The organism is Streptococcus sp. SM3 (assembly GCF_027497875.1).
In genome coordinates this window covers 25891-48694 of sequence record NZ_JAJNSA010000009.1, presented here as the reverse complement: position 1 = coordinate 48694, position 22804 = coordinate 25891, and the positions used below count along the sequence as shown (strand labels likewise).

General features: G+C 40.3%; 17 protein-coding genes. 3 read left to right on the top strand and 14 right to left on the bottom strand.

The window, feature by feature from the left end:
* From PAN06_RS02995 to PAN06_RS02980, 4 genes are all read right to left on the bottom strand, one after another.
* On the bottom strand, positions 1–436 hold a 436-nt coding region (locus tag PAN06_RS02995; protein WP_269795556.1), incomplete at its 3' end, for a hypothetical protein.
* Between the two features lie 9 nt (positions 437–445).
* Complete coding sequence (locus PAN06_RS02990) at positions 446–1663, bottom strand: restriction endonuclease subunit S (protein WP_269795555.1); 1218 nt, start codon at positions 1661–1663, stop codon at positions 446–448.
* An 11-nt stretch (positions 1664–1674) separates the two neighbouring features.
* Entirely contained in the window at positions 1675–4254 is a 2580-nt protein-coding gene (locus PAN06_RS02985; protein ID WP_269795554.1) for an AbiH family protein, read from the bottom strand.
* Between the two features lie 138 nt (positions 4255–4392).
* Entirely contained in the window at positions 4393–7383 is a 2991-nt protein-coding gene (locus PAN06_RS02980; RefSeq protein ID WP_269795553.1) for a type I restriction endonuclease subunit R, read from the bottom strand.
* 147 nt (positions 7384–7530) lie between these two features.
* Between PAN06_RS02980 and PAN06_RS02975 the strand changes: the two genes are divergently transcribed.
* Positions 7531–8148, top strand: a complete 618-nt coding sequence (locus tag PAN06_RS02975) for a TVP38/TMEM64 family protein (protein WP_269795552.1) — start codon at positions 7531–7533, stop codon at positions 8146–8148.
* 42 nt (positions 8149–8190) lie between these two features.
* Here the strand turns inward: PAN06_RS02975 and scrK are convergent, their stop codons facing one another.
* Both scrK and PAN06_RS02965 read right to left on the bottom strand, forming a co-directional pair.
* Positions 8191–9078 (bottom strand): fructokinase ScrK, encoded by an 888-nt coding sequence (gene scrK, locus PAN06_RS02970; RefSeq protein WP_261044124.1) that lies wholly within the window; start codon positions 9076–9078, stop codon positions 8191–8193.
* A gap of 149 nt (positions 9079–9227) precedes the next feature.
* Positions 9228–11114, bottom strand: coding sequence for a sucrose-specific PTS transporter subunit IIBC (locus PAN06_RS02965; protein ID WP_269795551.1), 1887 nt, complete (start codon positions 11112–11114; stop codon positions 9228–9230).
* 380 nt (positions 11115–11494) lie between these two features.
* Here PAN06_RS02965 and PAN06_RS02960 point away from each other — a divergent pair, with 380 nt between their 5' ends.
* The gene (locus PAN06_RS02960; protein WP_269795550.1) at positions 11495–12949 is read left to right on the top strand and encodes a glycoside hydrolase family 32 protein; all 1455 of its coding nucleotides are present in this window, start codon (positions 11495–11497) and stop codon (positions 12947–12949) included.
* Complete coding sequence (locus PAN06_RS02955; protein WP_269795549.1) at positions 12930–13895, top strand: LacI family DNA-binding transcriptional regulator; 966 nt, start codon at positions 12930–12932, stop codon at positions 13893–13895. Before PAN06_RS02960 ends, PAN06_RS02955 begins: the two co-directional genes overlap by 20 nt.
* A 140-nt stretch (positions 13896–14035) precedes the next feature.
* Here PAN06_RS02955 and PAN06_RS02950 read toward each other — a convergent pair whose 3' ends face one another.
* The 8 genes from PAN06_RS02950 to fmt all read right to left on the bottom strand — a co-directional run bounded on the left by PAN06_RS02950 (position 14036) and on the right by fmt (position 22800).
* The gene (locus PAN06_RS02950) at positions 14036–15310 is read right to left on the bottom strand and encodes a hydroxymethylglutaryl-CoA reductase, degradative (RefSeq protein WP_269795548.1); all 1275 of its coding nucleotides are present in this window, start codon (positions 15308–15310) and stop codon (positions 14036–14038) included.
* Entirely contained in the window at positions 15310–16482 is a 1173-nt protein-coding gene (locus tag PAN06_RS02945) for a hydroxymethylglutaryl-CoA synthase (RefSeq protein ID WP_269795558.1), read from the bottom strand. Before PAN06_RS02945 ends, PAN06_RS02950 begins: the two co-directional genes overlap by 1 nt.
* A 113-nt stretch (positions 16483–16595) precedes the next feature.
* A complete protein-coding gene (locus tag PAN06_RS02940; protein WP_020901615.1) occupies positions 16596–17045 on the bottom strand; it encodes a threonine/serine exporter family protein in 450 nt (149 codons plus the stop codon).
* Position 17046: 1 nt separating this feature from the next.
* Positions 17047–17805, bottom strand: a complete 759-nt coding sequence (locus PAN06_RS02935; RefSeq protein WP_020903004.1) for a threonine/serine exporter family protein — start codon at positions 17803–17805, stop codon at positions 17047–17049.
* A gap of 88 nt (positions 17806–17893) precedes the next feature.
* Positions 17894–19807, bottom strand: a complete 1914-nt coding sequence (gene pknB, locus PAN06_RS02930; RefSeq protein ID WP_269795547.1) for a Stk1 family PASTA domain-containing Ser/Thr kinase — start codon at positions 19805–19807, stop codon at positions 17894–17896.
* On the bottom strand, positions 19804–20544 hold the full coding sequence (locus PAN06_RS02925; protein WP_042751602.1) for a Stp1/IreP family PP2C-type Ser/Thr phosphatase: 741 nt from the start codon (positions 20542–20544) through the stop codon (positions 19804–19806). Before PAN06_RS02925 ends, pknB begins: the two co-directional genes overlap by 4 nt.
* A gap of 14 nt (positions 20545–20558) precedes the next feature.
* Positions 20559–21872: a 16S rRNA (cytosine(967)-C(5))-methyltransferase RsmB gene (gene rsmB / locus PAN06_RS02920; RefSeq protein WP_269795546.1), complete on the bottom strand. Its 1314-nt coding sequence runs from the start codon at positions 21870–21872 to the stop codon at positions 20559–20561.
* Positions 21865–22800, bottom strand: a complete 936-nt coding sequence (gene fmt / locus PAN06_RS02915) for a methionyl-tRNA formyltransferase (protein ID WP_269795545.1) — start codon at positions 22798–22800, stop codon at positions 21865–21867. Before fmt ends, rsmB begins: the two co-directional genes overlap by 8 nt.
* Between the last annotated feature and the right edge of the window lie 4 nt (positions 22801–22804).

Genomic DNA, 22804 nt, shown 5'->3' with positions numbered 1-22804 from the left:
TTATATAAGTATTACCAACCTTATCTTGTACCTTATAATACCTATATTTAAGTAACCAAATAAGATTAAAATAATAAGATTTTTCCATTAAAACAAACCATATCCCAAATATAAATAACACAATAAACATTTGATAAATTAGACTTAAACTACCCAAACCAAGCATTATGACAAACAAACCTATATACGTTGGAATAATTTCATGCTCAACCGGTTGAATCGAGACGATGGTAGCTGTATCAGATATTTCCTTTTCTTCAAAATATTTCAGTGATACGAATGCAACTACTAGCATAACTAAAATCAAAATAAATATTTTAATAAGACTCATCATTAAACTTTCAACATTTGGACAAATATTTATAGTAAAAATAAACAAAATTAAACCAGGAAAAAAAGAACTAAACGACAAAAATAATCTTTCTAAAAATTTCATTAGAGAACCTCAAATAAACATATCTTGCAAGAGTTTCTTTTTCAGTGTTTCTAACTGAGAAATTTTTTCTTGGTGAGAGTTGATGAGGTTATCTAGGTTTGAAAAATAAGAGCCGATGGCTTGTTGTTCAGCTACACTCGGAGGTAAAAAGATATTCGTTTCTAATATATTCTTATTGTATAGTCGTTTTATTGTTGTTCCTTCAATTCCAGACCATTTTATTATTCCATAATATTGTTTCAAATATGAATTATCTAATTGCTGATCATGCTTTAACCATACTATATTTGAATCTTGATAATAAGCGTCTTCTCCTTTGTATACAACAGTTCTACCAATACTGCCAGATGCAGATATAAGTATATCGCCTATTTCAGGATAAGGATATTTTTCTTTATACTCTTGAAATTTTTCTTTAGATATAAAAGCATCAGCAGTTCCTCCAAATGTTCCAATCTTGTAGAAAGGAATATCACCATTTTCACTAGTTTCATTTTTAAAAATACGTTTATTCATAGCAACAGAACCCAAACTACCTAATGTCTGTTCTTTCCAATCGCCTTCAAATCCATCTAATCGAATCTCAGGAACAGATTGTCCAGCTTTGGGAAACATTTTGGCAAGCATGGTCGCCTTGAGTGATTGGTAGTTGGTGAGATTATCCTTGTATCTCGCCAGAAGGTCATCGAAAGTGTTGAAGAGGGAGCCAATAGCAGATTGTTCAGAGAAAGATGGAACGCTCATTTTCATACTTTTCAATATAGCACTAGATAAATTTCCAATCGCACCATTTCCACCTTGTACAAATTGTAACACTCGTTTATACTCATTTGAACTCATCCAAGCATTTACAAAGTAATTCTGCTCAGTTTTAAACAGTAGCATGAACCCGCCATGAACAACTATCTCGTTATCTACTAAATTTTCTACTATTGCATGTTTTCCTACTAATTTTGTGGAGCCATTAGCTGCGGTTACTAAAATATCACCATTACTTATTCTAGGAATGTTTACTACAGCCTTATCAACAAAAACATCGTTATCAGATAATATAAAAGTATCATCAACAATATTTGAACTCCTCAAAACTCGAACACCACTACTCCTCACATCATTGGGTTTATATGTCAACCCCCTTCTAATTTCTACTTGATCCATTAACAAAGATTGATTCCAAGGATTTTCAAAATTATTAAACCTTAACTTAGGTTTGAGTTTTTCTCTCATCTATTCTCCATTCATAAACTATATTTTTCATGTAGTGTAGTTGCAAATTCTCTAATTGAAATATTAAGACTTTGTCTATATTGTAATTTATTTTTATTCGACTTATGAGAATATTCCTCATAATTTGCTGTGTCTTTTAGAGCTGTTTCTCCAAATTGTTTTTCATTTTTATTTTCAACATCAAAATTTAGTACATAAAAAGTCAACGCTTGGCTATCAACTGCCCATGTTTTAGCAAATTCATTGATTTCTTTTTCAATGTTTTTTGCCTCAACATAATTTGCTTCATCTACCTTTTCGGAGTGTTTTAATTTATTTTCAGAAATATACTTTAAAATCGCATCAAAGACATCATTTTTTGTTTCAATAGATATTTTTTTAGTATTAGTATTTTCTAGATTATCTTCAATACATTCTTCGCCCCTACTTATCTTATGATTATTTATGTAAGTAAAACTTAAAGTATCTGTCAAGTCTTTGTCTTTCTTATTTTCTATATTTCTAATCTCCTCACGCTTTTTATCATTTGCTTCTTGTTGTATGTTTTGTGCTTCAACCCACATATTTAACAATGACATCTCTTCGCCATTATATGTAATATATCTAAGATTAGGAACAACATCAAACATTAATTTTTGACTATCATCAAAAACTGATATTTCTATTTCAGACAGATTGGACAAATATTGAGTTTTATCTGTTTGATTATTATCATCAAACTTAAATAATGAAGAAAATCTATAAGTATCTGTCTCTCCTTTTATTTCATTTGTTTTCTCTGACAAAGATACACCAAGCAATTTTAAACATCTAATTTTTGGCGAGAGAATAATTCCAGTGATAATTGGATCCACATCTACTTCCTGAGCATCAAGAATGAACGTTGACACATTGGGAAAGTAAATATCGTAACCAAACTCACTATTTTCTGGATAATCCAATTCAATGTAGCTACTATTGCTAACAAAAGTTAGCAAAGAATAATCTATCTTAATATTTTCATTTTCACGAATTATTATTTTTTTCAAAGTGTTACTAATTATATTTTTAGAAGCAATGATATTTACTATGTGTTCCTTACTGATATTATTTTTACATATCTCAAAATATTCAATAGTCTGAAGCTGACTAATATCAATCTCAACGTTTTCAACGCCATCATAATAAATTACACAATTACTAATTTTTATTTTTCTACATTTTTCAGTACTTGAAATTAATTTTTTTAGCTTTTCAATACTTAACGATGAGTTTGTTATTTCAATAGATTCACTATTTTTTATACACTCAATAAACTCATTCATATCAAACAACTCATCCAAAAGCAACCTATCATCAGATTTTGCTACAACTCCATCAATTATTACATGAAGTTTTTCATTGTATGTTTCTTTTATATCTAAAAAACTTAAAATCTTTTTTAAAGATTCGCACTCTAAAATACTCGATATTTTTAAATATTGAAACTGATTGAATATAAAAAGTTTATTAGTCAGAATGAATTTGTCAAAAGGATATGTTACCGGCAAAGATACATTAAACATTCTTTTCAACAGTTCAATATCATTATTGTCTAGCTGAATCGAAGTAGTATTATTGCCTCCAAATTCTAAATTTTTCTTACTGTCTTTAACCAAAATATCATAGAATGGTACTAAAACTATTTTTTCTAAGATGTCGGTATTCAAAATTTTATTAATCTTTTGTAATTTGATTAGATAATCATTACCAAAATAAAACAAATAAATTCTTTTTGATTTTTCAAATATTTTTGACAAGAAAGACAAATCACTTCCATAAATAGAATGACCTATGATATAGGTATCAACTGAATTTTTCTTATATTTCTTTATTTTCTCTATCAATTGGGTGCGTTTCTCAAATAAATACGTATCTTTTTTTATTCGAATAAGTTTGTCATTGTCCATAGAACCTGGAACATTAAATCCACTGTACTCTTCATTCCCAGTGAATCCACCTCCAAAAATAATGTTCTTATCAATTAAGGATCCGTGAACTTGAAAGTATTTTTGATTACTAATACGACCAGTTTGAACTAGGTTTAAATCAGATAAAGTACTTGTATAATTAAAGTTAATTACATCAGCATCTTTAAATATATTTTTATAAACCTCATTAACTAGCAAACTGCTTTTATTATTTCTTTGAACTCTGTATGAATTATGCCATTTCTCGTAAAAATCAGACAAATAGGACGAAAATAAGTCTTCTAACTCTTTAAGATACGCATTTATTTCGGTAACACTATATATACTCCTGATTTCATCGTCACTATTATAAGTTATCTCATTAATTTCTTTAATATGATTTTCAAAAATTGACTCTAAATCGTTCCAATTTAATGATTTTCCATCAAATTTTTGTAAAAATAATTTATTAAAATTATAAATATCTTCATTTGTTTCAAGTTTCTCTTCAACTCTTAAATACTCTACAAAATTATTATACGAACTTTTTATCCCCACACTGATATCAAATCCGTTACCTACTATAATCATTTTAGGATTACTTGAATTAGCATTGATTACATCAGAGTCTGCTAATTCGTTTTCAATAATATCCTCAGACATTTATATGAATACCTCTCTATTTAGTTCTTAATTACTCTAATAAATAAATTCGACTAAACTAATATATTTATTTAAGATCAGATTATTGTCTTTTCAACTGAGAAATCTAAACAAGTGTTTAACTACAGTTTTAAAACTCTATCTTCCAACCCTCAACGGCTCAATGACTTCCTCCACTAGCTGAGTATAGGCTTCCTTGATTTGTTTTTTATAGAGGAGAGGATTGAGGGCATCTGCCACCTCTAGCTTATAGTCCTGATAACGTTGGCTCTTGGTCAGCTGGCTTTCTCCTAGTTGCTTTTTAGCTCCCTTACGGTAGTGTTCGATATAGTAACGGAGTTCATCCTCCCCGACATACCAGCGCTTGCTAAAGACTTGGATATGTTGCTGGATGACAGCCTCGATCATCTGATCCAAGATATTTGCGATAGACTGACCACGATAGCTTTCTGGATGTTCTTGTACCTCTCTCCACAGTTCAGTGATGATCTGGGCAAGATTTGGATTGGTCTTCTCAAGACTCTGAATATAGTTATTCACCGCTTCCTTATCTTGAGCGCTTAGGTTCTTTTCTTGACTTTGACCTTGTTCAATCAGGCTTTGGATCAAGGTTAGAATATAGGCATAGTTAATTTCGTCCACTTGGATAGACTCCAGTTCATAGTGGATATCAAGTGGTTCACCATCGTCATCATCCTCTACTCGGCTTTTTAATTCTGCAAGGACATTGCGATAAAGGCCTAGATACCTTTCCAACTTTTCTCCATCAAGTCCTGTCTGACTGTAAAGTTCTTCCTCATCATACTCTTTGTACACTCGGATAGAGGCTAGGTATTTATCAAAGGATTGATAGGTTTTAGCTAGTTTCCTCAACTCAGGCGTAGAGAATTGCTCGAAATCTAGACTATTCACATAGTCATCAGTAGCAAGATTTTTGAAATCACTGCAACTCCGTAAAAAGTTCCTCTTTTCCTCTTCCCAGCTTGGAGCTAGAACCTCGTTTTCTCCACCATTCGAGTAGAGTTTGAGGGCATTATCCACTGCTTCCTTAAAGGCTAGAGGCTTTTGGAAGGTGATGATATGACCGTAGGTCTTACTGCTATCAAAAATACGGTTGGTTCGGCTAAAAGCCTGAATCAAGTCCTGCGGTTGCATGGGTTTGCGGTCGATAAAGAGAGTCGACAAACAAGGAGCATCAAATCCCGTTAAGAGACGATTGACCACGATAACCAAGTCCAACTGCTCATTGCGATAGAGGTATTTGTCCTGTTTTCGAGCTAGACGGTTATTAACATCCGTATTAAAGCCACGAAGATCCGCCATGGTAAAGTGGGTATCAAACTCTTGGTTATAGTCTTCTAAAACCTGCTTCATGTGCTCTTGGTTAGCTCTTGAGTCTTCTTCATTTTCAGTAACCGAGTAGGTGATGGTCACCTTTGGAAAGTCTGGAAGGACCTGCTTGACCCTCTCCGATACCTTGACTCTCATCTTCCCAGCTTTAACTCGTTTGAGGAGGTCATAATAAGCTTGGGCTTGAGGGATTGACTTGACGGTCAGGATAGCATTATAGGTCTTACCCACTCCTTTTTGGAATCCTAGCTGTTGACGGGATTTATTGATAATGGCATCCAAGACTTCCAGCATATGTTCCTCATCCTCATACACGGTATCTGGTATGTCATTTTCAGATTTATCCGTGATGAGGGTATTGCGATAATCTACCTTAAAGCCTAAAACTGCTCCATCATGGATGGCTTCCTTGACTGTATACTCATGGAGACGGTCTCCGTACTGTTGCTGAGTAGTTTGGGCGAGATCGCCGACCTGCTGACGTTTATTTTCCTTAAAGATAGGCGTTCCTGTAAATCCATACCAGAGCGACTGTGGGAAAAAAGTCTTAATGTCTTTTTGTGTTTGTGGCGTCACGGAACGGTGGCATTCATCCACGACAAAGGCCACTCGAAGACCCTTGATTTTGTCCGCATCTCTTTGGTAAAGACCTTGTTCAAACTTACGCATCATGGTAGTAATTTTCTGGATGGTCGTTACCACCACACGCTTATCATTGCTTCCTAGTCGCTTGACCAAATCATGGGTATTATCCGTCTCATCAATATCAATGACATCGTTAGTCGCATAGGAGAGAAAGGACGAAGTAGTCTGTTGGTCCAAGTCTCTGCGGTCAACGACAAAAATCGTCTTTTGGATGGATGGAATCTGGAGGAGATTCCGAGCTACCTTATAGGAGGTCAAGGTCTTCCCTGAACCTGTCGTATGCCAGACATAGCCTGATGCTTGCTGGCGAGAGGCTTCTTGCACTGCTTCGATTGCATGGATCTGGTAGGGACGCAAGAGGATAAGAGCCTTCTTGCTATCATCAAGGACAGAATACTGCATAACCATCTGGTGGGCACGAGGGATAGAAAGAACCTCGTGAGCAAAACTCGTCAAGCTCGTTATGGGTTGGTTGTCCTTATCCACCCACTTGGTTAGAAATTGCTTGTTGAGTTTATTTTCCCTAGCTGCAGCGATATAGCGTGTGTCTACCTTATTGGTCACAACAAACATCTGTAAGCTAGAGTAGATGCCACGGAACTTGCCTTCCCTATCATACTTCTTAATTTGATGAAAGGCATCTAAAAAAGCAACTCGGGGACTTTTAAGCTCAATCTGAATCATTGGAAGGCCATTAATCAGGAGGGTCACGTCTAGCCTGCGATCTTGATCCTGAGGATTTACTTTGTCTCTCTCGACTTGGTTGACAACCTCATAACTAGACTTACCAGCTGCGATATTGTCTCGCCAAATGACAGATAAACGGATAGTCCCCAAACTAGCATCTTCTCTCTGAACCTCAACCTTGGCAATGCCATTTTCGCCGACCAACCACTTGGCTGCATCATAGTAGCTAACAAAGTTCAGTTGGTTCTGAATCTGGCGTTTTTCCTGTTCTGTCAGGGGATGATCTGCCAATAGAGCCACATTGTTCTGGGCTAGCTTTTCAAAGAAGTTTTCCCATAATTGCTCTTCAGTTTTAAGGTCATCTCTGTAAGTCCATTGACTTTCCCCAGTCACCAGTTGGTTGATCAGCTGTTTTTCTATCTCCAGTTCTGGTTTTACCTGTATCATACTCTCTCCTTTGCTACTTGTCTGCTCCCTTTATTATAGCATGTTTAGCCTCAAATTCCATCACTCTTCCCATTGTAAAAGCAATCATTCCCCCTTTCTCCTCCAAAATATGGTATAGTAGAACTATACTATCTATGAGGAGTTTACATGTCACAGGATAAACAAATGAAAGCTGTTTCTCCCCTTCTACAGCAAGTTATCAACATCTCATCGATTGTCGGTGGGATTGGGAGTTTGATTTTCTGTATTTGGGCTTATCAGGCTGGGGTTTTACAGTCTAAGGAAACCCTCTCTGCCTTTATCCAGCAGGCAGGTATCTGGGGTCCACCCCTCTTTATCTTTTTACAGATTTTACAAACGGTCGTCCCTATCATTCCTGGGGCCTTGACATCGGTTGCTGGGGTCTTTATCTACGGCCACATCATCGGGACTATCTACAACTATATCGGGATTGTGATTGGCTGTGCTATTATCTTTTATCTGGTGCGCCTCTATGGAGCTGCCTTTGTCCAGTCTGTCGTCAGCAAGCGTACCTACGACAAGTATATCGGCTGGTTGGATAAGGGCAATCGTTTTGACCGTTTCTTTATCTTTATGATGATCTGGCCCGTCAGTCCAGCTGACTTTCTCTGTATGCTGGCTGCCCTGACAAAGATGAGCTTCAAGCGCTACATGACTATCATCGTTCTAACAAAACCCTTTACCCTCGTGGTTTATACCTACGGTCTGACCTATATTATTGACTTTTTCTGGCAAATGCTTTGACACGTAAAAAATCCGTTTGGTTTCCCAAGCGGATTTTGTGCTTTATTTTGAAACTTCTTTTGCAAGAACAAAGTTTCCAAGTGTGGCAGAACCATTTCCTGCGACTGCTGGAGTCACGATGTAGTCACGCACGTCTGGTACTGGTAGGTAACCATTGAGAAGAGCTGTAAATTTCTCACGGACACGGTCCAGCATATGTTGTTGAGCCATGACCCCACCACCAAAGACAATCACGTCTGGGCGGAAAGTCACTGTCGCGTTGACCGCAGCTTGAGCGATATAGTAGGCTTGAACATCCCAAACAGGGTTGTTGAGTTCAATGTTTTCCCCACGAACACCTGTACGAGCTTCCAAACTTGGACCAGCTGCATAGCCTTCCAGACATCCCTTATGGAAAGGACAAACACCCTTAAACTCTTTTTCAATATCCATTGGGTGTCTAGCAACATAATAATGACCCATCTCAGGGTGACCCACACCGCCGATAAACTCACCACGTTGGATAACACCTGCACCGATACCTGTACCAATTGTGTAGTAAACCAAGTTTTCGATACGGCCACCAGCATTGTTACGGGCAACCACTTCACCATAAGCAGAGCTGTTTACGTCTGTTGTGAAATACATTGGCACGTTGAGGGCGCGACGAAGGGCACCAAGCAAGTCTACATTTGCCCAGTGAGGTTTTGGAGTTGTTGTGATAAAACCATAGGTTTTTGAGTTTTTGTCAATATCAATCGGACCAAATGAACCAACTGCAAGACCAGCAAGGTTATCGAATTTTGAGAAGAACTCAATGGTTTTATCGATTGTTTCGATTGGAGTTGTTGTTGGAAATTGTGTTTTTTCTACAACGTTAAAGTTTTCATCACCGACAGCACAGACAAACTTTGTACCGCCCGCTTCCAAGCTTCCATATAATTTTGTCATGATAAACCTCTTGTTTTTATTTTCTTTATTATAGCATATTTCGAAAGTCTAAATTTCTCTATTTTTTAGATTTTCCTCTGTAAATCTTACCATTCAAGCAAAAACGAACAAACATGTCATTTGTTCGTTTTCACATTAAAGAGGATTGATTAGATTTTCACTTCGATAACAGCATCCCCCTTCGCAACTGAACCTGTTGCGACTGGAGCTACTGAAGCGTAGTCAGCTGTGTTTGTAACGATAACCATTGTTGTATCATCAAGACCAGCTGCAGCGATTTTGTTTGAGTCAAATGTTCCAAGAACATCGCCTGCTTTTACCTTGTCACCTTGGGAAACTTTTTGTTCGAAACCTTCACCGTTCATTGTTACCGTGTCGATACCAACGTGGATCAAGACTTCAGCACCATTAGTTGTTTTCAAACCAAAGGCGTGTCCTGTTGCAAAGGCGATTGAAACTTCAGCATCAGCTGGTGCATAAACCACACCTTGGCTAGGTTTCACAGCGATACCTTGTCCCATAGCTCCACTTGAGAAGACTGGGTCATTGACATCAGCAAGAGCTACAACGTCACCAACGATAGGAGTTACAAGTGTTTCATCTTGAAGAGCTGCTGGAATGTTACCAGTTGTTTCTTCTTGGACCAAACGTTCTGTCTCTACTTCAGTAGCAACTTCTTTTTCATCCTCATAACCAAACATATAAGTAAGAGCGAAACCAAGAACGAATGATACAGCTACCATAAGAAGGTATTGGGCAAGTTGTCCGTTACCGATGTAAAGCATTGTACCAGGAATGATTGTAATACCATTACCAGTACCAGCAAGTCCAAGGATTGAAGCCAATCCACCACCGATTGCACCAGCAATCAATGAAAGGAAGAATGGTTTACGGAAACGCAAGTTAACCCCGAAGATAGCAGGCTCTGTAATACCGAGGAAGGCAGAAAGAGCAGCTGGGAAAGCAAGTGTTTTTAGTTTTGGATTTTTAGTTTTAACACCAACCGCAACAGTCGCAGCACCTTGAGCTGTCATAGCAGCTGTAATGATAGCGTTGAATGGGTTAGCATGGTCAGCAGCAAGCAATTGAACTTCAAGCAAGTTGAAGATATGGTGCACACCTGACACGACGATCAATTGGTGAACCCCACCAATCAAGAAACCACCAAGACCAAATGGCATGCTAAGGATTGCTTTTGTAGCGATAAGGATGTAGGTTTCAACAACGTGGAAGACTGGTCCGATGACAAAGAGTCCAAGGATAGACATAACCAAAAGTGTCACGAATGGTGTTACCAAAAGGTCAATGACATCTGGAACAACCTTGCGGACAGCTTTTTCAAATTTAGCTCCGACAACCCCGATGATGAAGGCTGGAAGAACGGAACCTTGCAAACCAACAACAGGGATGAAACCAAAGAAGTTCATAGCTGTTACTTCACCACCTGAAGCAACTGCCCAAGCGTTTGGAAGTGAGCCAGAAACAAGCATCATACCAAGAACGATACCAACGGCTGGATTTCCACCGAATACACGGAAGGTTGACCACACAACCAAACCTGGCAAGATGATGAAGGCTGTATCTGTCAAGATTTGAGTGTAAGTTGTCACGTCAGCTGGAAGTGTCATTCCAAGAGCAGTCAAGAGACCACGCACACCCATGAAGAGACCTGTTGCTACGATAACTGGGATGATTGGAACGAAAACGTCACCGAAAGTACGGATAGCACGTTGGAACCAGTTCCCTTGTTTAGCAGCTTCTGCTTTCATGTCAGCTTTAGATGATGTTGGCAAACCAAGTGCAACAACTTCATCGTACATTTTGTTAACTGTACCTGTACCAAAGATGATTTGGTATTGACCTGAGTTAAAGAAAGCACCTTGAACTTTCTCCAAGTTCTCAATCACTTCTTTATTGATTTTTCCTTCATCTTTGACCATGACACGAAGACGAGTCGCACAGTGGGCAACACTGTTGACATTTTCACGTCCGCCCAAGGCATCGATGACTTTTTTTGCAATTTCCTGATTGTTCATTTGCAAAAATCTCCTTATATAAAATTTTGTTCTTGTTTGAAAGCGATTTTATCCGCCCTACGACTATTATTTTATCATGTTTTAGAAATATGTCAAGCGTTTTGCAGAAAAAATATTCTATCCACTTAGTAGACACGTTTCAGATTGATTGTTTTTGACTGTTTTAACAGACATCTCTTGAAAAAATAAGTTTGAACCCTTGGTTAAAAAGGCTTTTATTTCATTATCTTTCATATTTTCTTGAAAAGTTGATTGATTTTCTGGTTTTGTTTTGTGATAAACGTTTGACAGTTTTTTCTCTTTTTTAACATAAAAGACTTGCTTTTTTAACCGAAAACGGTTACTATTAAATGTGATAAGATTTTTGGAGGAATGAATGAATGGAATGGACTACTGAGCGTCGTTACAGACTTTATCAAGATTGGACGCAAGAAGAAATTCAAAATATAAAAGAAAATATGGCACAATCTCCATGGCATACTCATTACCATGTTGAGCCAAAAACAGGACTTCTCAACGACCCAAATGGCTTTTCTTACTTTGATGGCAAGTGGATTGTCTTTTATCAGAACTTTCCTTTTGGTGCAGCCCACGGTTTGAAATCTTGGGTTCAATTGGAAAGCGATGATTTGGTTCACTTCACAGAAACCGGAGTCAAAGTTTTGCCTGATACTCCATTAGATAGTCACGGTGCCTATTCTGGTTCTGCCATGCAGTTTGGTGATAACTTGTTCCTATTTTATACAGGAAATGTTCGTGATGAAAACTGGATCCGTCACCCTTACCAGATTGGAGCTTTGATGGACAAAGATGGCAAGATTACAAAGATTGATAAGATCTTGATTGACCAGCCTGCTGACTCAACTGACCACTTCCGCGATCCGCAAATTTTTAACTTTAAAGGTCAATATTATGCCATCGTCGGTGGACAGGACTTGGAGAAAAAAGGCTTCGTCCGTCTCTACAAAGCTATTGACAATGACTACACAAACTGGCAAGCAGTTGGCGACCTTGACTTTGCTAACGACCGCACTGCCTACATGATGGAATGCCCAAATCTGGTCTTTGTAGGCGAGCAACCTGTCCTTCTCTACTGCCCACAAGGATTGGATAAAGATGTTCTAGACTACGACAATATCTATCCAAATATGTACAAAATCGGGACTTCCTTTGACCCTGAAAATGCCAAAATGGTAGATGTGTCTCAACTTCAAAACATGGACTATGGTTTCGAAGCCTATGCAACTCAAGCCTTCAACGCTCCTGACGGACGTGCATTGTCTGTCAGCTGGCTTGGACTACCAGATATAGCCTACCCATCTGATCGTTTTGACCACCAAGGAACCTTTTCATTGGTCAAGGAACTCACTATTAAAGATGGCAAACTCTATCAATACCCTGTCGCAGCTATCAAAGAACTTCGTGCCTCTGAGGAACCCTTTTCAAATCGTGCTCAAACCAATAACACTTATGAACTGGAGCTCAACTTGGAAGCCAATAGCCAGAGCGAGATTGTCTTCCTTGCTGACAAAGAAGGCAAGGGACTTTCAATCAACTTTGACCTCGTAAATGGTCAAGTTACAGTCGATCGTAGCCAGGCTGGAGAACAGTATGCCCAAGAATTTGGGACAACTCGTTCTTGCCTAATCGACAAGCAAGCTACTACTGCTAACATCTTCATCGACAAGTCAGTCTTTGAAATTTTCATCAATAAAGGAGAAAAAGTATTTTCTGGTCGCGTCTTTCCGCATGCCGATCAAAATGGTATCCTGATCAAATCTGGAAAGCCAACCGGAATCTACTATGAATTAGATCATGGTCGCAAAACTAACTGATGTCGCCAAACTTGCAGGCGTCAGCCCCACTACCGTCTCACGGGTTATCAATAAAAAAGGCTATCTGTCTGAAAAAACCATTCTCAAGGTCAATGAAGCCATGAGAGAATTGGGCTATAAGCCCAACAATTTAGCTCGTAGTCTCCAAGGAAAATCAGCTAAGTTAATCGGCTTGATTTTCCCAAATATTTCCAATGTTTTCTACGCAGAATTGATTGGTAAGTTGGAACACCAACTCTTTAAGAATGGATACAAGACCATCATCTGTAACAGCGAGCACGACTCTGAGAAGGAACGAGAGTACATTGAAATGCTGGAGGCCAATCAGGTCGATGGTATCATTTCTGGAAGTCACAACTTGGGAATCGAAGACTACAATCGCGTGACAGCGCCGATTATTTCCTTTGACCGAAACCTGTCTCCAGATATTCCTGTCGTTTCCTCTGACAACTATGCTGGTGGGGTTCTTGCAGCCCAGACCTTGGTTAAGACAGGCGCCCAGTCTATCATCATGATTACAGGGAATGACAATTCCAATTCGCCAACTGGACTGCGCCACGCTGGTTTTGCATCTGTACTCCCAAAAGCTCCTATTATCAATGTTTCCAGTGACTTTTCTCCCGTCAGAAAAGAAATGGAAATCAAGAATATCTTGACTCGACAAAAGCCAGACGCCATCTTTGCTTCGGATGATTTGACCGCTATTCTAGTCATTAAAATTGCTCAGGAACTGGGAATTTCTGTACCAGAAGAGCTCAAGGTCATCGGCTATGATGGGACTTACTTTATCGAAAACTACTACCCTCACCTGACAACGATTAAGCAACCTATGAAAGAGATTGCCCAACTCACTGTCGATCTCCTTTTGCAGAAGATTGAAGGCAAAGAGGTCGCGACAACTGGTTACTTCTTACCAGTCACACTATTACCAGGAAAAAGTATTTAATACTCAATGAAAATCAAAGAGCAAACTAGGAAGCTAGCCGCAGGCTGTACTTGAGTACGGCAAGGCGAAGCTGACGTGGTTTGAAGAGATTTTCGAAGAGTATAAACACAAGAAAACTCAGACCGATCGGTCTGAGTTTTTTATAATCTTAAGTTTTCTAGATAACGCTGGGCAGTCTCTAAGTTAAAGGTTTTCTCTGCTATAAGGCGCTCAACTAGGGGAGCAACTTCAGACTCACTAGCACCTGCTAGGAGAGCTAAGGATTTGGCCTGTAATTTCATGTGACCTTGCTGAATCCCTGTACTCACCAAGGCTTTGAGGGCTGCAAAGTTTTGGGCAAGTCCGATAGACACGATAATCTGGGCTAATTCTTTAGCAGAAGGATTTCCCAGTAGCTCATGACTGAGGGCTACACGAGGGTTGAGGCCGATAGACCCACCCTTGGTCGCTACAGGCATGGGCAGAGTCATCTCACCGACCAATTCTTCTCTTTCAAGGTCCAGCGTCCATTGACTAAGACCTTGGTAGCGTCCATCTCGACTGGCAAAAGCATGAGCTCCTGCCTCAATAGCACGCCAGTCATTACCAGTAGCAATCAAAATGGCATCAACACCGTTAAATATCCCTTTATTATGAGTAGCTGCTCGATAAGGATCAGCCTGCGCAAACTGGTTAGCCAAAGCTATTTTCTCCGCAATTTCTCGTCCTTGATCCTTTTGGCGGCTCAAGTAGCGAAAGGCGATGCGACAGCTTGCCATCACCAGAGAATCAGTCGCGTAATTAGACAGGATTCCCATAAGACTCTGTCCCTGACTGAGTTCTTCTAAGACTGGTTTCAAGGCTTCCAACATGGTGTTGAGCATATTGGCTCCCATGGCTTCCTGGGTATCGACATGGAGATAAACAACGAGAAAGTCTGTTTCGCCTTTTATCTGTTCTACATGCAAATCACGCGCCCCACCTCCACGTTTGACGATAGAAGGATAGGCCTGATTGGCAAGTTCCAAGAGCTCAGTCTTTTTGTTTGTAATCTTCTCTTGAGCTTGTTCAGGATCAGCAACTTGATAAAGAGCTACCTGCCCAATCATCTGACGCTCATGGACTTGTGCGGTAAAACCTCCTGCACGCTTGATGATTTTACTGGCATAGCTGGCCGCAGCAACCACGGACGGTTCTTCTGTCACATAGGGAACTGTGTATTCCTGACCGTTAACGAGAACCTCTGGGACCAGCGAATAAGGCAGAGAAAAAGTTCCCACTACATTCTCACTCAGCTGGTCTGCCACAGTCACACTAATCTGTTCATCCTGCTCCAAACTCTCTTGTCTCTCAGGACTAAGGAGCGCCTGAGCTTTTAACAGCTCGAGGCGCTCTTGGTATGATTTTTTAGAAAATCCATTCCAACTTATCTTCATTATTTTTCAACCTTGCTATAACGGCGTTGGTGGTCGAGAATTCCAACCAAGGCATAGTCTTGATTTTCATAGCCAGTAAACTGAGCAGAATTTGTTTCATCTAAGTCTACTTCCTCAAAGAAGACTTTTTCATAGTCTGCAACAGACAGGGCAGTTCGTTGGTTGAGCTTGTTCAAACGGTCTTTATCCAGATAAGCTTCATATCCTTCAACCAATTCACCACTGAAGAACTCAGCCACAGCACCACTTCCGTAACTATAAAGGGCAATTTTATCGCCAGCCTTCAAGCTATCTGTATTTTCCAAGAGAGACAAGAGTCCAAGGAAAAGTGAACCTGTGTAGATATTCCCCACCTTTTGACTGTAGAGAATAGACTGGTCAAAATGCTTTTGCAAGAGGTCTTTCTTCTCTTGAGACAGGCTCTTATCCATGATTTTTTTCAAACCTTTTAGCGCCAATTTAGGATAAGGCAAGTGGAAACAAACAGCCGCAAAATCATCTAAGGTAAGCTGGTAGCGTTTTTGGTATTCAAGCCAAGTCGTTTTCAAACTATCCAAGTATTGTTGGGTAGAATAAACACCATTTACATAAGGGGTTGTTGAGTAATTTGGACGCCAGAAATCCATGATGTCACGAGTCTGAGCCACATTGTCGTTATTAAAGGCCATAATGCGTGGATTCTGTGTAATCAACATGGCCACACTTCCAGCACCCTGAGTGGGTTCTCCAGGTGTTTCAATACCATATTTGGCAATATCACTGGCAATAACTAAAACTTTGGACTCTGGAGAATTTTCCACATGCAATTTGGCATAATGAAGGGCCGCTGTCGCTCCATAGCAGGCTTCTTTAATCTCAAAACTACGAGCAAAGGGCTGGATGCCCAGCAAACCATGTACAAAGACGGCCGCAGCTTTACTCTGGTCAATTCCTGACTCAGTAGCCACAATGACCATATCAATTTCTGCTCTTTCTTGCTCAGTTAAAATAGAATCACTTGCACTGGCTGCCAAGGTCACGATATCCTCAGTTAGAGGCGCAATACTCAATTCCTTGAGTAAGAGTCCTTTACTTAATTTTTCAGGGTCAATTCCCCTCGCTTCTGCTAAGTCTTGTAATTTCAAGACATATTGACTGGTCGCAAAACCAATCTTATCAATACCGATTGTCATATTTACCTCTGTTTTATCATTCATTGTAAAAAATCGTTCTATACTATTTTATCACAAATAGCAGTAAAAGAGAGAAAAAAGACTTGATTCACCAAATCAAGTCCCTTATTATTCTAACCATTATGCTGTTTTCGTAAGTGAGAATAAAGTCTGAGAATCACTGTTCCACTAGCCATTCCAATGGAAATCACCAAAGCCAACATAACAACTAAGGTTGCACTAGCAATGGCATGACTGTAATCTCCCGTCACAAAAAAGGCAGTTGTCCGATAGGAGAGATAACCCGGAACCAGAGGTGCCAAGATGGCCAAGATAAAGACCACAGCAGGTGTCTTATAAAGAATACTTAAAATCTGGCTGACACAAGAACCGATAATGGCTGCAATAAAAGTAGCCACAATAACATTGGTCGGTTCCTTGAGCAAAAGATAAATTAGCCAGACGGCCATGCCCAAAATTCCTCCTGGTAAGAGCATAGACCGTTGAACATTGAGTACAATTAAAAAAGTGATAATAGCAAGAAGACTTGCTACTGCTTGTAATAAAAAGGTTGTTAGTGTCATATTAATTCATCAATACCAAGGCGACAGAAGTTCCCGCCCCTAAAGCAAGGGTAATGAGCAGGGATTCAAACATCTTACTCATACCAGAGTTTATGTGGTTGGTCATAATATCACGAACCGCATTGGTCAAGGCAATCCCTGGTACAAACGGCATGACCGCACCAGCTATAATCAAATCTGCCGTTGAAGGAAAACCTGTGTAGCGAGCCCAAAACTGGGCAATCATCCCAAATACAAAAGCTCCAGCAAAGGCTGTCACAAAGGGAATTCGGATAAACTTCTCCACATAGAGGGAAAAGGCAAAACCAAATAAGGTAGCCACTCCTGCCCCAAGTGCGTCGTAGATATTTCCACTAAACATAATAGAAAAGAAAGGAGCACTAAAGGTCGCAGCCAAAGTTACCTGCAACTTAGTATAAGGAAGGGGCTGGGCTTGCAAGGCCTTCAATTGCTTGAAGGCTGTCTCTAAATCAATCTGCCCCCCTACCAACTGACGAGAAATCTGGTTCACATCGCAGACTTTCTCGATGTTATAAGAAGAGGAAGTCACGCGTTTCATTCGCGAAATATTGGTATTTTCAATGGAGAAAAAGATAGCGGCAGGCATGGCAAGAACATTGCAATCCACAATCCCCTGCGAATGCGCAATACGAATCATGGTATCTTCTACACGATGAATCTCTGAGCCACTTTTGAGAAGAATGGTTCCAGCTAACATAATCACATCGATGACGGCATTTAATTCTCTTGATTCTTCCATGCTTTCCTCCTTTTATCAACTCCTTCTATTCTATCACAAATCCGGACTCAAAAAAAATCTTTGCCATGAAATCATGACAAAGATTCGTTTAATCACGAGAATTTTCGTGGTTTCCTTCACTATTTGGTTGAGTCGGAGTAGGAACCGTTCCTTGTTGATTTCCTTGCTGACCACCTTGTTGATTCCCTTGATTTGGAGTAGTAGGTGAACCTTGGTTACCACGTTGAACTGACGTTGAAGAGGAACTTGATGGTGGTGTTTTGGGTTTATAAATCGAAATTTTAATACGTGTGCTGGCTAAATCAATTTTTCCACCCGGTTTTGGACTTTGCTCTACAACAGTCTCCTCAGCTGTTCCTTCAGGAGCAGTAGACACTTCTACAACTTCGATATTAGCTTTTTTAACTCCATATATCTCTGTAAGATTATTAACTGCAAATTCTCGAGTTGAACCTATATATCTTGGCATTGAAATCGAATTTACTTTTTTAGCAACTGTCAAAACTATTTGAGTTGCCTTGCTAAGATCGTAGGTTGTTCCCTCCGGTAAACTTTGTTTCATGATTGTGCCGGCTTCGATTTCGTTGGATTCTTCTTCCTCAATCTTAATTAGATTTTCTGGAACCTTCTTGCCTTTCAATTCTGCCACTACATCACTAGATTTTCGTCCAAGATAATTTCCAAGTTGGAAGGATTGCTGACCAGAAGACACAATCAAATTAATTTTTGTTCCTTCTTTTCGACCAGTTCCAGCGTCAGGATCGGTACGAATAACACGACCTTCTTCAACCTTATCACTAGCCTCTGTTTTTTCTTCACCAACCTCAAAATTGGCTTTCTTAAGCGCTTCTTTAGCCTCAGCAACCGTCTGACCTGCCACCTTTGGAACGGCAATGGTAGCGGGCGTTCTATATAAAATCCACACTAAAGATGCCACAACTAACAAGAAGGTCGCAAATAAAATTGGATAACGTGCTTTCATGCGACGGCGTTTGGTTGGCTTTGGACTAGGTACCGTTTTTTCTGTTTGATGAGGCTGGGGCTTAGGTTGAGGTCTTCCCTCTTGTACCGGAGCTTTAGGAATAGAAGTCAAGGTACTTTGTGGAACTTTAGGAAGAGTCTTGGTGTCCGTCTTAGTCGCATCGTCAAAGACCAGCTTTGGTTCATTACGACGATTATAAGACAAACTACTAGATAAATCCACATACATCTCAGCGACTGACTTGTAGCGATCTGTCAATTTCTTGGCAGTTGCCTTGATAACAACATTTTCTAAAGCCTGAGGTACAGATGGATTTTCGGCTATAACCGATGGCAGTGGTTTCTGGAAATGCTGGAGGGCGATGGTCACTGCACTATCCCCATCGTAAGGGATATGGCCAGTCAACATCTCATAGAAAATAATCCCCATGGCATAGATATCACTCTGTACAGTCGCTTTAGAGCCACGCGCCTGCTCTGGCGATAAATAATGAACGGAACCTAGCATTGAGTTGGTCTGAGTCAAACTCGTCTCTGCAAAGGCTACTGCAATCCCAAAGTCTGTAACCTTGGCAGTCCCATCTGGGGTCAAAAGGATATTTTGCGGTTTCAAATCCCTGTGAACAATTCCTCGAGTATGGGCTAAGCGCATAGCCAAGAGGATTTGTCCCATGATTCGAACCGCTTCTTCATTTGAAAGAGGGTGATGTTCCTTGATATAGCGTTTGAGGTCTAATCCAGCAACATATTCCATTGCGAGATACTGTTGTCCCTCTTCTTCACCGATATCTGTAATCCGAACGATATGAGGATGGTCCAAATCTGCCATAGCTCTCGCTTCCCGCTGAAAACGAGCCACAGCAATCGGGTCTGTCTGGTAGTTGGTCCTCAGGACCTTAACTGCCACTTCTTCCCCGTCTAGAATCAAATCCTTGGCCAAATAGACATCTGCCATGCCTCCTCGACCAATCTGTTTGAGAATCCGATACCGCCCGGCAAAAATCTTGCCGATTTGGATCATTCTGTTGCCTCCTCATTAACAGCAATAAGGGCAACTGTGATATTGTCTAAACCACCTGCATTATTGGCAAAACGAATCAAGGTTGCTGCCTTATCTGCCAAAGAAATATCGCTGGTTACAATATCAGAAATCTCACTTCCTGAAATCATATTTGTCAAGCCATCACTATTGAGTAAGAGATAGTCCCCAGGCTCAAGGGTGATTATTCCAAAATCAGGCTGAATTTCATCTTTTTGACCAATAGATTGAGTAATAATATTTTTCTGTGGATGGCTAGCAGCTTCTTCTGGCGTCAATTGACCTGCCTTAAGCAATTCATTGACCAAAGAATGGTCGCTCGTTAACTGGTGGTATTCTTCTCCACGAATCAAACCGATACGAGAATCCCCAATGTGGGCATAGATAGCCTGATTATCAATAATGGCTACAGCCTCAAGGGTTGTTCCCATTCCTTTATAGGCTTCATTTTGTCCCAATTGGTTAATCCTTTGATTTTCAATCTCAAGGTTGTTAGCAAACCATTCACGCACTTCATTAACCGTATCGATTTGTGTATCAACCCAAGCTACACCCAGGTCTGTTACCGCCATCTCACTAGCGATATTCCCTGCGCGATGACCTCCCATACCATCAGCTAGGATAATCATGGTACGTCCAGCTCTATTGACATAGTGGTTGGCATAGTCTTGGTTATTTGTTCGTTTCTGACCAACATCTGTTAATAATGAAATTTCCATGTGTTAGTTCCTTCCTAATCCGATATCTTGCGAAATTGACTGATGAAGAATCCATCACTTCCATACAATTCAGGTGTGATGAGGATACAGCCATCTTTCATGATATCCTTACATTCATGTTCTAGTGTTACCTGCTCAAATTCAGGATGACTTTCTAAAAATGCCTGTACGACTTGAAAGTTCTCCTCTGAGACAATAGTACAGGTACTATAAGTTATTATACCACCTTTACGTAGTGTTTGACAAACACTACCTAATATTTCTAGCTGAATTTCCTGCAAGGACGCGAAATCTGCCGTTTCTTTATTGTATTTGATGTCTGGTTTTCGGCGTAGAAGACCAATTCCTGAACAGGGAGCATCCACCAAAATCTTATCAAAAGAATCCTGACCAAAAAACTCATGCACCTTTCTGGCATCCAATTTTTGCGTTTGAACCCGATCTACAACCCCCAAACGTTGGGCATTTTCTTGAATTAAGTCCAACTTGTGATCGTAAAGGTCCAAAGCCGTAACCTGACCTGTTGTGAGATAAGAAGCTATATGGGCTGTTTTTCCACCCGGAGCCGCACAGGCATCTAGAACCTGCTCATCACCTTGTAAATCAAGCGTCGGAGCAACAAGCTGACTGGACTCGTCTTGGATGGTAATGGCTCCATCCTCAAACAAATCATGGCCTGCAAAATGCCCCTGCTCCTTAACCAAACCAGAAGGAGACAAGGATGAATCACTGGCCTCCAACAAGGCTTGGATTTCCTCTTTTCGTCCTAAGTCTGTTACACGAATGCTGGCCTTGTTACGCACCAAAAGACTTTCAAAAATAGCTTGTGCTCGCTCTTCTCCGTATTCTTCCTTGAGTTTGGCAACTAGCCAAACTGGGAGAGAATAGGCAATGGAATCACGCTTGTTTTTTCGCTTAATGCTGGCAATATCTGGCCAACCTTCACGCAGGATACGACGAAGGACAGCGTTGACCAATTTTTCACTGCCCTTTTTACGAATTTTGGCCAATTCCACTGCTTCATTGACCACAGCATGGTCTGGAATCTTGTCCAGATAGCGGAGTTGGTAGGCACTCATGAGAAGCAGAACATAAAGCCAGCTGTCTAACTGGTCTCTGTCTTCGATAAAGTGGGATAGGTACCATTCCAGAGTCAATTTGCGGGCTACCGTTCCATAGACCAGCTCGGTCACCAAGCCCTTGTCTGCTGCCGAAAGTTGACTTCCCTTGAGATGCTTATTTAAGGCGATATTTGAGTATGCTTGACTGATAAAAACATCCTCTAATACTGCTAGGGCTAAACTTCTAGCCGTTTCTACTTTAGTCACCAAATCGTTCTCCTACAGTCAATGTACGTCCAACTCCATTGAGGAAGGAAGCAATGTCCATCTTAGGCTTACCAGCTGGCTGCACTTGTTTGAGGGAAAGAGCTCCTTGAGCCGTTGCGACAATCAATTCTTTCTTGCCGATAGAGAGAATCTCCCCTGGATTTCCCTGACCTTCTACTGCTAGGGCTTCATAAATCTTAAAGCGGTCCCCCTTAAGGAAAGTATGGGCAACAGGCCAGGGGTTCATTCCACGGATCTGATTGAAAAGTTGACGATTGGTCTTAGTCCAATCTAGTTTTTCTTCTTCTGGCTTGATATTTGGAGAGAAAGTAACCTGACTTGGATCCTGAGGTTCAGGTTTGATTTCACCAGCAATATAGGCAGGCAAAGTGTCCAAAAGCAAATCACGGCCAACTAGCGCCAATTTTTCAAACAAGGTACCGACATTGTCCTCATCCGTGATAGGAATACTGCGACGAGAAATCATATCTCCTGCATCCATTTCCTTAACCATCTCCATAATGGTCACACCAGCTTCATCATCCCCTTGAATCAAGGCATAATGGATCGGCGCTCCACCACGGTGTTTAGGAAGGAGGGAAGCGTGAACATTGACTGCAAAGTCCATGCTATCAAGGAGTTTACTCGGGAGAAACTGCCCAAAAGCAGCAGTCACAATTCCATCTGCTCCTAAATTCATAATAGCTTCCATCTCTGGACTTCCAGATAATTTTTCAGGTTGGTAGATAGGAAGACCTGCCTCCTTGGCAGCATGCTTGACTGGGGTTTCTTGGATAACTTTTTTACGACCAACAGCACGGTCTGGCTGGGTTACAACAGCTAGAATTTCATAACGGTCATCTGTCAAAAGTCCTTTTAAGACAGTTGCTGAAAAGTCGGGTGTCCCCATAAAGATTAATTTTGTCATTTCT

Coding starts and splice junctions, on each gene's coding strand:
- PAN06_RS02990 (WP_269795555.1), bottom strand. CDS start 1,663: ATGAGAGAAAAACTCAAACCTAAGTTAAGGTTTAATAATTTTGAAAAT.
- PAN06_RS02985 (WP_269795554.1), bottom strand. CDS start 4,254: ATGTCTGAGGATATTATTGAAAACGAATTAGCAGACTCTGATGTAATC.
- PAN06_RS02980 (WP_269795553.1), bottom strand. CDS start 7,383: ATGATACAGGTAAAACCAGAACTGGAGATAGAAAAACAGCTGATCAAC.
- PAN06_RS02975 (WP_269795552.1), top strand. CDS start 7,531: ATGTCACAGGATAAACAAATGAAAGCTGTTTCTCCCCTTCTACAGCAA.
- scrK (WP_261044124.1), bottom strand. CDS start 9,078: ATGACAAAATTATATGGAAGCTTGGAAGCGGGCGGTACAAAGTTTGTC.
- PAN06_RS02965 (WP_269795551.1), bottom strand. CDS start 11,114: ATGAACAATCAGGAAATTGCAAAAAAAGTCATCGATGCCTTGGGCGGA.
- PAN06_RS02960 (WP_269795550.1), top strand. CDS start 11,495: ATGGAATGGACTACTGAGCGTCGTTACAGACTTTATCAAGATTGGACG.
- PAN06_RS02955 (WP_269795549.1), top strand. CDS start 12,930: ATGGTCGCAAAACTAACTGATGTCGCCAAACTTGCAGGCGTCAGCCCC.
- PAN06_RS02950 (WP_269795548.1), bottom strand. CDS start 15,310: ATGAAGATAAGTTGGAATGGATTTTCTAAAAAATCATACCAAGAGCGC.
- PAN06_RS02945 (WP_269795558.1), bottom strand. CDS start 16,482: ATGACAATCGGTATTGATAAGATTGGTTTTGCGACCAGTCAATATGTC.
- PAN06_RS02940 (WP_020901615.1), bottom strand. CDS start 17,045: ATGACACTAACAACCTTTTTATTACAAGCAGTAGCAAGTCTTCTTGCT.
- PAN06_RS02935 (WP_020903004.1), bottom strand. CDS start 17,805: ATGGAAGAATCAAGAGAATTAAATGCCGTCATCGATGTGATTATGTTA.
- pknB (WP_269795547.1), bottom strand. CDS start 19,807: ATGATCCAAATCGGCAAGATTTTTGCCGGGCGGTATCGGATTCTCAAA.
- PAN06_RS02925 (WP_042751602.1), bottom strand. CDS start 20,544: ATGGAAATTTCATTATTAACAGATGTTGGTCAGAAACGAACAAATAAC.
- fmt (WP_269795545.1), bottom strand. CDS start 22,800: ATGACAAAATTAATCTTTATGGGGACACCCGACTTTTCAGCAACTGTC.